The sequence below is a fragment of the Aquimarina spongiae genome (assembly GCF_900141785.1).
Lineage (GTDB): Bacteria > Bacteroidota > Bacteroidia > Flavobacteriales > Flavobacteriaceae > Aquimarina > Aquimarina spongiae.
The window spans coordinates 751,109-767,331 of record NZ_FQYP01000001.1 but is presented as its reverse complement, the minus strand read 5'-3'; the positions used below and the strand labels follow the sequence as shown (position 1 = coordinate 767,331).

13 protein-coding genes are annotated in these 16,223 nt (G+C 37.9%); 7 read left to right on the top strand and 6 right to left on the bottom strand.

The window, feature by feature from the left end:
• Positions 1 to 66: 66 nt before the first annotated feature.
• The 7 genes from BUE24_RS03500 (at position 67) to BUE24_RS03470 (ending at position 10,128) form a co-directional block, all read left to right on the top strand.
• A complete protein-coding gene (locus BUE24_RS03500) occupies positions 67 to 1,386 on the top strand; it encodes a cation:proton antiporter domain-containing protein (protein ID WP_073313931.1) in 1,320 nt (439 codons plus the stop codon).
• Complete coding sequence (locus tag BUE24_RS03495) at positions 1,386 to 2,090, top strand: helix-turn-helix transcriptional regulator (RefSeq protein ID WP_073313930.1); 705 nt, start codon at positions 1,386 to 1,388, stop codon at positions 2,088 to 2,090. Before BUE24_RS03500 ends, BUE24_RS03495 begins: the two co-directional genes overlap by 1 nt.
• A 129-nt stretch (positions 2,091 to 2,219) precedes the next feature.
• On the top strand, positions 2,220 to 2,540 hold the full coding sequence (locus BUE24_RS03490) for a hypothetical protein (protein WP_139241905.1): 321 nt from the start codon (positions 2,220 to 2,222) through the stop codon (positions 2,538 to 2,540).
• A 346-nt stretch (positions 2,541 to 2,886) separates the two neighbouring features.
• Positions 2,887 to 4,302 (top strand): glycogen synthase, encoded by a 1,416-nt coding sequence (locus tag BUE24_RS03485; protein WP_073313926.1) that lies wholly within the window; start codon positions 2,887 to 2,889, stop codon positions 4,300 to 4,302.
• Positions 4,299 to 5,576 carry a glucose-1-phosphate adenylyltransferase gene (locus BUE24_RS03480; RefSeq protein ID WP_073313924.1) on the top strand — a complete coding sequence of 426 codons (1,278 nt, stop codon included), beginning with the start codon at positions 4,299 to 4,301 and terminating at the stop codon, positions 5,574 to 5,576. Before BUE24_RS03485 ends, BUE24_RS03480 begins: the two co-directional genes overlap by 4 nt.
• Positions 5,577 to 5,628: 52 nt before the next feature.
• Positions 5,629 to 7,539, top strand: a complete 1,911-nt coding sequence (glgB, locus tag BUE24_RS03475; RefSeq protein WP_073313922.1) for a 1,4-alpha-glucan branching protein GlgB — start codon at positions 5,629 to 5,631, stop codon at positions 7,537 to 7,539.
• A gap of 186 nt (positions 7,540 to 7,725) precedes the next feature.
• A complete protein-coding gene (locus BUE24_RS03470; protein WP_073313920.1) occupies positions 7,726 to 10,128 on the top strand; it encodes a glycoside hydrolase family 31 protein in 2,403 nt (800 codons plus the stop codon).
• A gap of 7 nt (positions 10,129 to 10,135) precedes the next feature.
• On the opposite strand, the gene BUE24_RS03465 is transcribed toward BUE24_RS03470, so the two are convergent.
• The 6 genes from BUE24_RS03465 to BUE24_RS03440 all read right to left on the bottom strand — a co-directional run bounded on the left by BUE24_RS03465 (position 10,136) and on the right by BUE24_RS03440 (position 16,219).
• Complete coding sequence (locus tag BUE24_RS03465; protein WP_073313918.1) at positions 10,136 to 11,374, bottom strand: peptidoglycan-binding domain-containing protein; 1,239 nt, start codon at positions 11,372 to 11,374, stop codon at positions 10,136 to 10,138.
• Positions 11,375 to 11,384: 10 nt separating this feature from the next.
• Positions 11,385 to 12,236, bottom strand: coding sequence for a peptidoglycan-binding domain-containing protein (locus BUE24_RS03460; protein WP_084549379.1), 852 nt, complete (start codon positions 12,234 to 12,236; stop codon positions 11,385 to 11,387).
• Positions 12,196 to 13,947, bottom strand: a complete 1,752-nt coding sequence (locus tag BUE24_RS03455; protein ID WP_073313916.1) for a S8 family serine peptidase — start codon at positions 13,945 to 13,947, stop codon at positions 12,196 to 12,198. The genes BUE24_RS03460 and BUE24_RS03455 overlap by 41 nt, the downstream gene beginning before the upstream one ends.
• Positions 13,948 to 13,949: 2 nt before the next feature.
• Positions 13,950 to 14,882, bottom strand: coding sequence for a hypothetical protein (locus tag BUE24_RS03450; RefSeq protein WP_073313914.1), 933 nt, complete (start codon positions 14,880 to 14,882; stop codon positions 13,950 to 13,952).
• Between the two features lie 69 nt (positions 14,883 to 14,951).
• On the bottom strand, positions 14,952 to 15,767 hold the full coding sequence (locus tag BUE24_RS23820; protein WP_073313912.1) for a hypothetical protein: 816 nt from the start codon (positions 15,765 to 15,767) through the stop codon (positions 14,952 to 14,954).
• A 20-nt stretch (positions 15,768 to 15,787) separates the two neighbouring features.
• Entirely contained in the window at positions 15,788 to 16,219 is a 432-nt protein-coding gene (locus tag BUE24_RS03440; protein ID WP_073313910.1) for a hypothetical protein, read from the bottom strand.
• Positions 16,220 to 16,223 lie beyond the last annotated feature (4 nt).

Below are 16,223 nucleotides of genomic sequence, written 5' to 3'. Positions count from 1 at the left end.
TTACTTAAAATAATTTACTATCTTTTCAATCGTTTAAACAAACTAACAACAACCTAAAACCTACGCATGGAAATTTTTTCTTCATACAATGTTATCATTGAGATCTCTCTGATTATTATTTTGTCTTTCATTTTTAATGAAGTGGCCAAACGCACTAATATCCCAGCGGTATTAATGCTTATTGTATTGGGGATTATTATTCAATATAGTTTGAAAGCAGTAGGAGGAGATATGTTTAATTTCCTTCCGTTGCTTGAAATATTGGGGATTGTGGGGTTGATTATGATTGTACTTGAAGCGGCACTAGAGTTAGAACTGAAACGAGATAAGCTGATACCCATACTGAAATCCCTGGCCATAGCACTGATAGGATTAGTTGCCTCGACCTTTATTGCGGCAGTAATTCTAAAAGCATTGGTAAAGGATATGAGTATGCAATCAGCCTGGTTATATGCTACACCTTTGTCTATACTATCGAGTGCGATCATCATACCTAGTGTTTCAGGTTTGTCTGAAGCTAAAAAGGAATTTCATATTTATGAGAGTACCTTCTCTGATATCTTAGGAATCATGTTATTCTATTTTCTGGCAGGTACATTAAACCCTTCAGAAAGTGGAGGAGTAGGAGGATTCTTTTTGAACCTGATCTTAACCATTGTGATTTCAATAGTAGCGAGTTATGCAATCATTCTGATTTTTCAGAAGATCAAAAGTCAGGTTAAGCTGTTTCTTTTGATAGCGGTATTGCTGTTGCTATATGCGATCGGTAAGAAATTGCACATGTCTTCGTTAATCATTATCCTAATTTTTGGATTGGTAATCACTAATATGAAATTGTTCTTTCAAGGCCCCCTTAAAGAGTATTTGGATGTTGAAAAAGCCAAGCATATCTATCACGAATTGCATGTAATCACTGCCGAAACTGCTTTTGTGGTTCGTACCTTATTCTTTGTCATTTTTGGGATCACTATCGTACTATCATCTTTATTGAGTTTGAAAGTAACCTTGATCAGTATCTTGATTTTGGTATCAATATATGCCATTCGCTATGGGTTGTTACGACTTTTCTTAGGAAAAGATATCTTTCCGCAGTTGTTTATTGCACCAAGAGGGTTAATTACCGTACTCTTGTTTTATGCAATACCTGCTGAAGCAATGGTAGAAGGCTTTGAACCAGGAGTATTATTATTTGTAATTATAGGTACCAGTTTGATCATGACTTGGGGAATGATACGGGATAAAAAACAGAATCCACAACTTGTAGCAGAAGAAGATGAACAATTGGAAGAAGCTGCTGGTGAGGCCGAGTTTTTTATCAATAACGCAACCGACCTAAGTGATATTGATGGTGGTAGTACCGCCAATCCAGAAAATACAGGGGAATAATGAAACGTTTGCATCGGCTTACGGCAATATTAGTAAAACTACAATCCAAGAAGATCGTCCAGGCCTCAGAACTTGCAGATAAGTTCGAAGTGAGCCTTAGAACTATCTATAGGGATATGCAGGCACTCACAGATGCCGGTGTACCTATAGGAGCCGAGGCGGGCACAGGCTATTTTTTGGTAGATGGATATTCTTTACCTCCGGTAATGTTTACCGAAAAAGAGGCTAATGCTTTACTAACGGCTTCAAAAATTATCAAAACCAATAATGATCAATCTTTGATAGATGCTTATCACGAAGCTATCGACAAGGTAATTGCGGTACTCAAAACCTCACAAAAGCAAAAATTGGAGTTGTTGGATCAAAGGGTATTTACCTATAACAGACGAGCTGCACATCCAAGTAATACTTTGTCTGTGATACAGCAAGCCATTACGGATTTTAGAGTATTGGAGATTTCATATACCAATATGAATAAAGAAGCAAGTAAGCGTCGTATAGAACCGCTAGGGGTGTATTTTACCAACAATACATGGATTGTAATTGCATACTGTAAATTACGAAAAGATTATAGGGAATTTAGAACCGATAGAATCGAGAGTTTGGTCGAATGCCATGAGATTTTTACTTCGCAACGTTTTACTCTTGAAGACTACTATAATAGGCGTTTACAACAATATCGAACAAATAATTCTTCTTCTTAAAATTCTACTGACATAGGGTTGTCATTCTCCTGATTTAGTTTTGATGAAAGTATTCATATGAACAAGTTAATTCTTATCATCATGGTAAATCTATTATTTAATTGTACCACTAAACCTAATTCAAGATCTATGCAAACCCTCCAAGAACCTAATGTAGTAGAAGTCGTTTTATTTGAAGCGAATCCAGGATATAGTCCACAAGATGTCGAAAAAGCACTATCATCGCTTAATGATGTGGTGAAACTATACTACGGATTTGTAAAACGTACTACAGCATATAATGGAGACGGAAAGTATGTGGATATTGTGTATTGGACAGATATGAAATCGGCCAAAGACGCTGCTGCCGATGTGATGCAAAATCAAAAAGCAGCCAAAGCTTTTGAAGTGATCAAACCAGAATCGGTACAAATGTATCACTTTGATGCTTTTAACGAATTCGAGGAGTAAATTCCTTATCAACTTCATGAAAAGAAGATGCTATCAACCAAATACGATGATAGCATCTTTTTTTTATAGTTAACTCTTAGTCAATAATTTGTTTTCTAAAAAATGGCAATATCGTTGATGTAGAGGTAACGTTGGTTTTAAGATGGAAAAGCCAGATCGTTGAGGATATTTAAACGTATTTTTAAGTTTCAATGACAAAAAGGCATTTTTTGAGTTAAATTTTTATTATTTAATTATTAATCCCGCTTCTTTTTATGATAATTACAACACGTTTTTACGTGGTTTTTCATAGCTTTAATCGATTTTAAAAATCGCTTTTCATGCAACATTAATACGCTTAATTTTAATGCATATTACTCACATAAGTTTCGAATGTTATCCTATTGCAAAAGCTGGAGGCTTAGCCGATGTTGTAGGAGCTTTACCCAAATATCAACAAAACCTAGATCATACTGTTGAAGCCATAGTCCCATATTACAGCAACAGTTTTACTGATGATGCCGAACTTGAAATCATCCATAAAGGATCAATACGCTTTGGTAATGAGGATAAGGAGTACGAAGTACGAAAAGTAGTTACTCCAGATCTCGGCTTTACTGTATTTCTGATCTATATAGAACACCTTTTAGATCGAAAAGAAATATATGATCACCCAGATAATGAAGAACGGTTTTTGAGTTTTCAGTTAGCGGCAATTCATTGGATGAATACTTTGGAGCAGTTACCCGATGTGGTGCATTGTCATGACCATCATACTGGATTGATTCCTTTTATGATGCAGTATGCCTTTGACTATCATCGATTAAATCGGGTTCCAAGCATATTTACGATCCATAATGCGCAGTATCAAGGACAGATCCCATATGATAAATTGCATTATTTACCTGATTTTGACAAAAATCATATCGGGTTGTTGGATTGGGGGAATCTAATCAATCCATTGGCAACTGGCATTAAGTGTGCATGGAGAGTGACCACGGTTTCGCCAAGTTATATGGAGGAGTTGCAAGAGCAGGCTAGTGGACTAGAAGGATTGTTACGACACGAAAAGGCGAAGTGTTTTGGAGTACTCAATGGTATCGATACCGAAACCTGGAACCCAGAGACGGATCCCATGCTTCTTAAAAATTTTAAGGTAAGCAATGTTGTTTCGGGTCGAAAAGAACATAAAAATTGGTTGTGTACAGAGTTTAATCTGGATAAAGACTTACCACTATTTAGTTTTATCGGTAGACTGGTGGGAGAAAAAGGTGCCGACCTGTTGCCCAGTATCATTCGGGATACTTTGAAGCATATGGATGTGAATATATTGATTTTAGGATCAGGACATGATGAGGTAGAATACCAACTCAATGCATTAAAAGAAGAATTTGTAGGTAGGTATAATGCGTATATAGGGTATAGTGAGAAACTATCTCATATCATCTATGCAGGAACTGATTTTTTACTGATGCCATCTCGGGTAGAACCTTGTGGATTGAACCAGATGTATGCGTTACGCTATGGAGCAATACCTATCGTGCGAAGAACAGGAGGACTCAAGGACACCGTTATTGATATAGGAGAGGACGGATTTGGAATTTGCCATAATCAAGCCATTGTATGGGATGTGTGCTACTCGATAGAAAGAGGAGCGAAGCTATATAAAGATCAGGAGCGATACCGTGATATACAAAAACGGATTATGAAGATTGACCACTCGTGGACACAGTCTGCAACAGAATATATGACTATTTATAAAACCCTAATTACACAAAAATGATCAACAAAAAAGTCTTAGCAATTATATTGGGAGGAGGGCAAGGTACTCGTCTGTTTCCACTAACCGAAAAACGTTCTAAACCCGCAGTTTCTATCGCTGGTAAATATCGATTGGTGGATATTCCTATTTCTAATTGCATCCATTGCGATATTAAAAGAATGTTTGTATTAACGCAGTTTAATTCTGCTTCTTTAAATAGACATATCAAAAACACCTATCGATTTAGTTCTTTTAGTGATGCATTTGTTGATATTTTGGCTGCAGAACAAACTCCTGATAACAAAACCTGGTTTCAAGGAACTGCAGATGCGGTACGACAGTCTATTCATCATTTGTTGAATCATGAGTTTGAATATGCGTTGATTCTCTCTGGAGATCAATTGTATCGAATGGATTTTGATGATATGCTCAATGATCACATCAACAAAGGGGCAGAGATTTCTATCGCTACTTTACCAGTAAAAGCTAAAGAAGCTACAGAGTTTGGGATTCTAAAGACCGATGAACAAAAATTTATTTCGTCCTTTATTGAGAAACCTAGTGCCGATAAGTTACCAGGTTTAGAATCTGAGGTAAGTGACGAAATGAAAAATGAAGGCAGACATTACCTAGCTTCGATGGGGATTTATATATTCAACAAGCAGTTGTTGCTTGATCTTTTATTGTCTAACCCGGATGCTATCGATTTCGGAAAAGAGATTATTCCGCAGTCTATCGACAAGCATAAGGTGTTGGCCTATCAGTATGAAGGATATTGGACGGATATCGGGAACGTAGGTGCTTTTTTTGAAGCCAATATTAACCTGACAGACGAGGTGCCAGAGTTTGACCTCTTTAGCAGCACAGACAGTGTGTTGACACGCCCTAGAATTCTCCCGCCTTCAAAAATATCAGGAACATCATTAAATCGTTCTATGATCGCTGAAGGTTGTATCATTAATGCCAAAGAAATAGAACGATCCGTAATAGGAATTCGTTCCAGAATCGGAAAAGATACAGTAATCAAAAGCACCTATATGATAGGTAGTAATTCCTACCAGGATATTGCAGAATTAACCAAAAATAAAAATGAGGGTATCCCTGCGATTGGCGTAGGAGACGGTTGTTTTATCTCAAATACCATTATCGATAAGGATGCCCGAATTGGAAATAATGTACATATCGAAGGTGGCGAACATCTTGAAAATAGAGAAGAAGAGACCTATGTAATTAAAGAAGGAGTAGTCGTAATCAAAAGTAGATCGGTGATTCCTGATGGATTTGTAATCAAGTAACAACTCCACCTAGACCGAATAAAACGATACAAGAACAACACTAACCATATTAATGAATAAAGTAATTGTACATAGCCTCTTTTCAGATTTTGATATTGACCTCTTTAAGTCCGGTAAACATTATCGACTTTATGAAAAATTTGGTTCTCATATCCTCACATTAGATGGAGTAGAAGGAACCTACTTTGCTGTTTGGGCACCTTCTGCAAAATCGGTGTCGGTGATTGGAGATTTTAATTATTGGACAGAAGGGGAACATCAATTAAGTGTGCGTTGGGATGCTTCTGGAATTTGGGAAGGTTTTATTCCCGGTGCAGGAAAAGGAAGTGTGTACAAATACAAAATACACTCTCACAACGATGGTATTGTAACCGAAAAGGCAGATCCGTATGCCAGACGTTGTGAGCACCCACCAAAGACGGCTTCGGTAGTATGGGATAATACGTATACCTGGAAAGACGAAGAGTGGATGCAGAAACGCAAAAAGCATAATGCGATTGATGCTCCTTTTTCGGTGTACGAAGTGCATTTAGGTTCCTGGAGACGAAAAGAACAGGAGAACAGATCCCTTTCGTATACCGAAATGGCAGACGAATTAGTCGCCTATGTCAAAGAAATGCAATTTACTCATGTAGAGTTGATGCCAGTAATGGAATATCCTTATGATCCGTCATGGGGGTATCAAATCACAGGGTATTTTGCACCAACCTCTCGTTTTGGATATCCAGAAGAGTTCAAACTCTTGGTCGATAAATTACATCAAAATGATATTGGAATCATCCTGGATTGGGTGCCTTCTCATTTTCCTGAAGATGGACATGGACTAGGCTTTTTTGATGGATCTCATTTATATGAGCACCCCGATAGAAAAAAAGGATATCACCCAGACTGGAAAAGTCTCATTTTTAACTACGGTAGAAACGAAGTACGGAGCTTCTTGATTAGTAACGCTATCTTTTGGTTGGATCAATATCATGCTGATGGGTTACGGGTAGATGCGGTAGCATCCATGTTATTTCTCGATTACTCTCGTGAAGACGGCGAATGGGAACCCAATATGTATGGAGGAAGGGAAAATCTGGATGCTATTTCGTTTATGAAAGACCTGAATCAGGAGGTCTATGCCAGTTTTCCAGATGTACAGACGATCGCAGAAGAATCTACTTCTTTCCCAATGGTATCAAAACCGACCTATGTAGGTGGGTTAGGTTTTGGAATGAAATGGATGATGGGTTGGATGCACGATACACTACAGTATATAGCTAAGGAACCTATTTATCGCAAACACCATCAGAATGACCTTACGTTTAGTATGACCTATGCTTTTACCGAAAACTTTATGCTTCCACTATCGCATGATGAGGTGGTTTATGGTAAACGAAGTATCATAGGTAGAATGCCAGGAGATGAGTGGCAACAGTTTGCTAATCTCAGATTGCTCTATAGTTATATGTTTACGCATCCGGGTACCAACTTACTGTTTATGGGTGCCGAGTTTGGACAGCATGCAGAATGGAATTTTCAGGAAAGTTTGGACTGGTATATTTTAGAATATGATTTCCATAAAGGGATCAAGCAAGTTGTGACCGATCTTAATGGTCTATATAGAAACTATCCCGCACTATATGATAGACAGTTTGACATATCCGGATTTGAATGGATCACCTACGATGATCATGAAAATTCTGTGATTGCCTATGTCCGTAAAGGAAATAGGGAAGAAGATTTACTCGTTACAGTTTGCAACTTTACACCCATCCCCAGAACAAATTATAGAATAGGACTACCCAAAAAAGGGAAACTAAAAGAATTGTTTAATAGCGATTCAAGAAGTTATGGAGGAGGTGGGGTTTCTAATACCAAAGAAATCAAAATTGAAAATAAACATTGGCACTATCGTGAACACTCCGCAGAGATCACAATTCCACCATTGGGAGCAGTGATTTTTGAGATTATTACATAGAAAATAATTGTAGTTGATATCCCAAAAAGTACAATTTGGAACCGTTAGCATTTTAAACAAGTGTTAATAATTTTCGTTTCAAACGTTTTCGTAAAATTTTCTTAATAAATAGTGGTAAAAATGATTCCGAATTTGATTTAGATATCGTTTTTTTATAATCCCAAGTCCAATACAAAAGAGATACATATGATCACCAATACTGAATTAGAGCATAAAGGAAATTTGTTTCCTGGCAAGATAGTTTCCTTCTCTCAAAATGTTGACAAATTAAACTTCACTACCGAAAATGGCGTTATTTTACAGCTCACAATTATTCGGGGTAGTGTTATACGTTTTCGATACGCAACCGATAACAATTTTGAAAATGATTTTTCTTATGCGATTAGTGAAGATGGAGCGAGAGGGTATAGCAAATTAGAAGTAGAAGAGAAGGACACGCACTATGAGGTGATCACGGCTAGAATTCAATTGCATATAGACAAAAATAACCTGAAAACCACCATTTTTGATTTAGAAGGTAATGTAATTTGTAAAGATGATTGGGGGTTTCATTGGGAACAAAGCTATGAATACGGTGGAAACATTGTAAAAATGAGTAAAGCTGCTCCACAAGGGGAGTGTTACTACGGTTTGGGTGATAAGCCAATGCACTTGAATCTAAAAGGAAAACGCATTGAAAACTGGGCTACCGATCAGTATGCCTTTGGTAAAGATCAAGATCCATTGTATAAGAGTGTTCCTTTCTATATCGGTATGTACGAAGAAAGAGCGTATGGGATCTTTTTTGATAACACCTTCAGAACATTCTTTGATTTTTGCAATGAACGCAGAAATGTAACCAGTTTTTGGGCACAAGGAGGAGAAATGAACTATTATTTCTTCTATGGTCCAAATATGCAGAATGTGATTACCAGATATACGGACCTTACCGGTAAACCTGAATTACCACCCCTATGGGCATTAGGATATCACCAATGTAAATGGAGTTACTATCCAGAGAGTAAAGTAAAAGAGGTGACGAGCAAGTTTAGAGAACTACAAATCCCTTGTGATGCTATTTATCTGGACATTGATTATATGGAAGGATTCCGTTGTTTTACCTGGAGCAAAGAATATTTTCCCGAACCAAAACGTATGGTCGAAGAGTTGGCTGAAGATGGTTTTAAAACTGTGGTGATTATTGACCCGGGGATAAAGATCGACGATGATTATTGGGTGTATCAAGAGGCTATGGAAAAGGATTATTTCTGTAAACGTGCCGATGGACCCTATATGAGAGGAAAAGTATGGCCAGGAGAATGTTTTTTCCCGGATTTTACAAATCCAAAGGTAAGAGAATGGTGGTCAGAATTGTTTAAAGAAATTATCGCAGAAATAGGAGTAAAAGGAGTTTGGAATGATATGAATGAGCCTGCCGTGATGGAAGTGCCAGGAAAAACATTCCCAAATGATGTACGTCATAATTACGATGGTAACCCTTGTAGTCATAGAAAAGCCCATAATATCTACGGAACTCAAATGGCACGAGCTACCTACGAGGGAGTTAAGAAGTTTGCCTATCCAAAACGACCATTTATCATTACCAGATCTGCTTATTCCGGAGCACAGCGTTATACGTCTTCCTGGACTGGAGATAATGTAGCTACCTGGGAGCATTTGTGGATCGCGAATATTCAGGCACAACGTATGAGTATGAGCGGGATGTCATTTACAGGAAGTGATATCGGTGGTTTTGCAGAACATCCTACCGGAGAGTTATATGCTCGATGGATACAGTTAGGTGTTTTTCATCCGTTCTGTCGTACACACTCTTCTGGAGATCATGGTAATCAAGAACCTTGGACTTTTGGAGATGAGGTAGTTGATGTAACTCGAAAGTTTGTTGAGCTGCGCTATCAATTATTGCCGTATTTGTATACTATGTTCTGGGAGTATGCAGAAGAGGGTATCCCGATGCTGAAACCATTGGTGCTATACGATCAAAATGATCCACAAACACATTATAGAACGGACGAATTTATTTTCGGAAACCAAATTTTGGTTTGCCCAGTACAAGAACCTAATTCTAAAGGGAGACGTATGTATATCCCTAGAGGGAATTGGTATAATTACTGGACTCGAGAGTATGTAAAAGGAGGAATGGAGCAATGGGTAGATGCGGAGTTAGATATTATTCCATTATTCGTAAAAGAAGGCGCTATTATTCCTAAATATCCTATACAACAGTATGTTGGCGAAAAGAAAATCGATCAGCTGAAACTGGAAGTATATTACAAATTGGGTAATAAAGAAGAATCCAAAGTCTATGAAGACGCCCAAGACGGTTATGATTATGCAAAAGGTCGATTTAGCCTGAGAAGCTTCTCATTTACCGGAAAAGAAAACGAAGCCATTATACAGCATCATAAAACCGGTAGTTTTATTACCGAATATGAAACCATCAAAATTGAGTTTGTGGGACTTCCTTTCAAAATCAAGGAAGTAGAAATAGACAATGTTAAAGTATCTCTAGATAGTATTCAGTATAACGCCAAGGAAAACACCTTAGTGGTTCCTAGTGATTATGCCGAGTTACATATTGTAGGATAGTTATATATTATCTTCCACTTCTTTTCATCGCCTGGATAATTTGATCCACTCGATTTCTGACTTTGTCACGCGCTCTTTTGGTGCCACCAATACGATAACCGATGTTTCCAGCTTTGTCTAACATTCTTTGATAGGATAAACCGGATACTGAAAAACTTAGGTATCGCGATCTTTGGTTGTGCAGAAATACCGCTTTGGAAGCTACTTCAGGTTCTTGGAATAGGTATTCCCATTCCTGGTATTTGGATAAATCAGCAACCTTATCGGCATTTCCGTGGATTCTCCAGTTCATTTTTACATTGTTGATTCTTGGATTAGTCCCTCGATAGTTCAATACATAATTGATGATCCTTTTGTATGCGGGACGCCAGGTGGTTTGGATTAACCCTAGACCAGAGAATTTATACACATCGCATTGGCATAAAAATTCAACTTCGGCATCATTTAGGCTAACTTTAGGGAAGGTACTTCCTCTCCAGTTAAATTTTCTTAGGTAGCTCAATCGTACTCCTGGTGTTTTATGTGCCCTTACAAAGTCAGGATCATGAATCAACTGATGTACAGATTTTGCGCTTTTGGAATCATTGTAGCTTTTCTTTTTACCTCCATTGGTGCCATAAGCATATTTCAATCTCCCTAATAAAGAAACCCAATTGGATTCTCGAATAGGTTTAAATTTACCTCCGGTTTCATTAATCATAGCTGAAACCAATCCAAGGAACTGAAATAGATTAATACTTTGCTCCCCGTATAGCACAGGAATTTGATTGAATATGTTGTTGAAGTTCTTTTTGTAGGTGATTCCAGAAGGAATTTTTCTTTTTTTCCAATAGGGATTTCGTCCTCCTACTTTACTTCTGAAGAAATCCACAAAATCCTGTCCCGTAGTTTGTTGAAAGAAGATGTTGATGTCATTAGAATTTCTGAAACGAACGTTCCTCATCACATCAAGAGTAAGTTTTACTTTGGCTCCAGGATTTGTTGGAGTAGTAGGTCGATTGTTGGGAGGAGTGGTTGTTCCACCGCCACCGCCTGTACCACTACCACCGATTTCCTTCATAAAGAATTCATATATAGCTCTTTTGGTGTTTTTTCCTAAGATTCCATCTACTCCAGCATTACCAATATTAAAACCGGCTTGTCGCAGATAGGTTTGAATCTCTTTGATTTCGTTTTTGGTGTTTAACTCAGCGATATCTGAATACCCTGGTCGTAAATTGGGATAATATGTGTAAATGGTTTTCATTTTCTTGAGTTTATAAAACTTTTCCTTTACTAGCTTCTAATAGGGTATAGGTAAACCATGTTCCTTTACCATATCTACGCTCCGCCTTTTTACAAAGAGCGATGAGCTCGTCAAAATCCGAGGACTTTTTAAATACCTGGCATCCTGCCGACCAACTATTTACATCTATAGAGTTTCTGCCAGCTTTGTGAATGTTGATGCCAAAATACCCGGTGTATTCTTTTCCACCATGAAAATCCAATTTATGATCCTGATTTTTATCTCGATATACGGTTACCTTTCCACCTCGTTGTACCAGAGCGGTATATTTTCCTCTATGTAATCCTAATTTATAGGTATTGAGGTATTGTCCCACCTTGAGAATCGCCGTACCATTTTTATTGATCATACGTTTGCCCAAAAAAGCACTTCCTGGATCTGTGGTGATAAGATAGGTTTTGGCGTGATATCTTCCATTTTCTTTCCAGATCACATACATGGTATCGTTAAAAAGATTGGCGGTAGAATCCAAGTTTCTCACTCCGATGATATTGGGTTTTAGCTCATCTTTGTAAAAGGTATATCCTTTCTTTCTAAAGATCTCACTAAACGTTTGAACGATTTGTGGAGCATTAACTCCTGGAGATGGAGTAGAAGGAGAGGTCGGATTAGAAGCGCCAAAATGAGACCTAAAATAATCATATATGGCCTTTTTTGTTTTCGACCCTAAGTCCCCATCTACTCCCCAATGTCCCAGATCATAGCCCTTTTTTAATAAAAAGGCCTGAATTTCCTTTACCTGATGAGAGGTATTTAACTCGGCATACTCATGATGCCCGTTATTATACCAATTTCTGTTTGCGTAATATCTTGGTGTTCTCATGCTGTATTTTCTTTTTGGCTAGATCCAGCAGTAACTTTTTTTCATTAATTACCCCGTGTCCTGATTTGTTCTTTACCGTGGTATTTTCTGTTCGATACGGATTACAAAACTTCAGCAAGTAATGCCGTAGCGTATAGATATTGATCTTGGGATACTGCTCAAGGATTTTGGCGACCAATGAAGCTACAAAGGGAGCAGCCATACTCGATCCACTCTTTTTGGTTAGCATCCCTGAAGCATAGCTTTCAAACTTTGATGCCGATCGTGCCGCCGGGATTTTGGATCCTGGAGCTACGATTTCAGGTTTGGTTCTATGATCTAATGTGGGTCCAGCGCTACTAAAGGACATTAGCTCCTTTCCTTGACTAGCTTGATTATAGGCACCTACGGTAATGGTGAGTGGAGCATTACAAATAGATCCTATCGTATGATTGGTATTGACATCAGATTCGTGAAAATGCGATTGCCCACGATCATCTCGTTCAATATAGGCATGATATCTGCCGTTCTTGATTTTGGATCCTATGATCTTTACCACCAATCGTTTGGATGCCGGACTACCTGCCAGGATGATATTGATATGGTTTTTACCTGTATTGGGTTCACTTTTACGATGGAAAATAATTCCGTTTTTGGAACCGTCAAAATTTAAGGTAGCGTCTTCAAAAGCTTCTGTTCCACCAATGTACTCGTCATCATCGTTATAGATTTCAACTGCAAATTCGTCTCCTGCCTCATACCATATTTCCATTTCATTTGGCGTACGATCTCTTTTCTTGAAAATCCATTCGATTTCATTCTCATCATCTTGCAGTAGTTTACCAGAATGGTGGCATTTGGATTTGAAGTAATTGCCTGTACTCTGTACAATGGCAAATCCGGCGCGTTCTCTTAACGCATTATTAAGCGCTAATTCTACCAGGGTCTGTCCTGTATGTGCATCTCCGTGACCTCCCAGACTCATATTGATCACGCAAGGACGATCTCCTGCCTGCTCTAATATAAAGTCAATTCCTTCGATCAGCTTTACTGAATCTCCCAGGGACAAATCAGAACCATTTACGTAATTAGAGCCCATATCTACCGCTACAATTGGACTATTGCCAGCGTGTCCTTTCTTACCTACATTTCCTGTGGCTGCCGCAATCCCCAAAACGTGAGTCCCGTGCATCCCTCTTCCTAATAAATCTCCACGTCCAGGATGGTAGCCTAGCGTCCTAAAGGGGGTAGCAGTATCTAATGCATGATCGATTTGCTTTTGCGTAAATACTTGACCATATCCATATTTGTTGGGGGTTTTATTCTTGAGGGGTTGTGCCCATATTTTTTCAAAACGAGTGTTGCCCAGGGGATCAAAGAAATCTGGATGTGTAAAATCAAAACCAAAGTCTATGATCCCAAAAACAACGTTGCTTTTCCTTTTGGAAATTACTCTAGGTTTGCCAGCAAAGTTTGAATATTCGCTGGCGTCATTTATATCTGAACTATAATTGTTTAATGGAATTACCTGTGGCGCCTTAAGACTTCGGGTAGCCACATGATCATACACTACCATTAGGTATTTTCGTAAAATCCTGCAGCTTATGATATCACCAAATTGAGAGATAAGTTTGATATGAGGCGGGATAACATTTTTATCCTTAAGCCTCATTAACAAATGCAGCTCTTCGTTGGGATTTCCTTTTACTATAAGTTTAAGACGTGGATCCATTTTTATGTAGTTACTTTAGTTTTACTGGTTTTACTAGCCTTTGTAACTCTAGGAGTAGTTGCTTTTGGAGCAACTTCGGTTTCGGTTTCAGGAAAATCAAAATATTTGATATCTCTTACCAAGTCTAGTAAAGGTGAAATCACATTAGATATAAAAATTCTTATATCCTGCATGCTCAGATCAGAAGTACTCTCAAAAGTTTCCTTAAGTTTCTTTAGAAAATCTATGTCGAAGAATACAGAAAATTTAGTCACTCTGGTTTTGATCGGTTTAACCAATTCTGCATTACTTTTGCTAATTTTCTCAAGATTAGTTTTAAACTTATCACTTTTGATCTCCTCTATCACATCATTAATGTAATCTACATACATCGAATTTCTAAACTCCTTTACATCAATACCCTTTGCGTCAAACACTGCAGCAATCTCCTGGTTTTCAAAAGTATCTTTTGGTTTTGTGATATACCCCTTTAATTCGGTTACCTCTGTATGTACCGTTTTGATGGGTTCTACATGACCTCTAATCTCAGAAAACTTCTTGTTGATAGAGGAATTAATAGTATCCAACTTGGCAACGACGGTCTTCTTTACATCTTCATTGGTCGTATCATCTCCAGCTATAGGCTGATCATCTTTTGGCTGATCGTCCTTGGGCTCATCCTCCTTAGGTTTATCTTCAGAAGGATCTGGAGTTTCATCCTTTGGTGGATCTGCAGGAACGTCTATCGTTGGATTAGTGACTACAAGCGTAGGCTCCTCTTTTTTGGTCTCTGCATTTTTTGCAGTAAGCAACTGAAACATCATAGAGAAACTTTTATTATCACTCATCTTGTCAATCAAAAAAGAAGTGATGATAAAATTATTTTGATCCTCCAGATTGTAGTTCTCAGCGATTATTTTAGGAAAGAGAAACCCTGTCAATAAACTATTTTCCATTGTTATAAGTTTTTTAAAAAGGGACTTGATTGTAGAATTACTTAAAGCAAGTCCCTTATACGTTAGAAATTATTTGTTCATTGTCATGAGCATTACCAAAGGCAAAAGACTGTCATCACTGCTGTCTCCGTCTTTTTGGCTCATTAATAGTACTAAGGGTAACATCATATCGCTACTTGATGATTTACCAGTGCTTGCATCTCCCATTGTAGTCATCATTGGTAATAACAAACTCATTGTTTGATCAAACTTTACGGTTTTGTTATCTGATTTTTCTACGATAGTATCAGGTCCGGTATCATTGGATCTGATTTCCAGATTCGATTCATCAAACTTTGGTTTGTTTAGTAAAGAACCTAGCATACTCATGGTTTGCATATTCTTTAAAACTTTGGTTTGGTTTTTATCTTTTCTGGATAAGTTGCTTACTACATCGGTATATTTACCATCAAGTGATTTGATTGCTTTACCATTGATTAAAGAACTTTTCTTTAAAGAATTCACGTCTTTAGAAATGGCATCCAACGATTTTTTGAATTCGCTCTTAGAGACCACACTACTATTAGATCGTGGTGATCTCACGCTTTTTCCGTAGTTAGATCTACGTTTTGTTCTTCTAGGGTGTCTAGGTCGAATTCTTCTTCTTCTTCCTCTAAACCCTCGTCGACCTCGTCTTCCTCTACGTCCTCGTCTACGTCGCTCGTCAAAGTCTTCGTCAAAATCCTCTCCCAAGAGGTCGTAATCGTCCTCTAACAGATCGTCATCTAACAGGTCATCTTCAAGAAGATCTTCATCGTAATAATCATCCTCGAGTAAATCGTCATCAAGGAGATCTTCTATTAAGATATTATCTTCTAGGTCATAATAATCTTCTATTGTGTACATAATTTTAAAAATTTGAGTTATTAATTTCTAATTCGGTAATGCTTACTGAATTTTTTGTTAGCTGGTGCTACAAATCGGTTGTATTGCGTAAAATCTGGTACAAAAAATCCTGGTAACCCTTCTCCTTTGCAGTAGGAGCACATATCATCTTCGCCAAAACATTCTGGGCATGCGCCCAAAGCTTCTGCAAGATCTTCAGTGAGCTCTTGCTCGTCTTCTAATTCTGCTTTTAGATCTTCGATCATATGGAGCAGCTTGTTTTGCGTTTTTTTAAGTTTGATGATCTTGTTTTTGTACGCCTTATGTGTATTGTTGGAGGCTGCGGTTTCAGAAAGTGTATCTTCATCATCTTCATCGATATCAGAATGCTCTGCATTCATCATTTCTATCATATTCAAATACTCTTCCCATTCAGGCTTTTGTTTTTTTAGAAAAGCAATCATTGGATTCATTTTC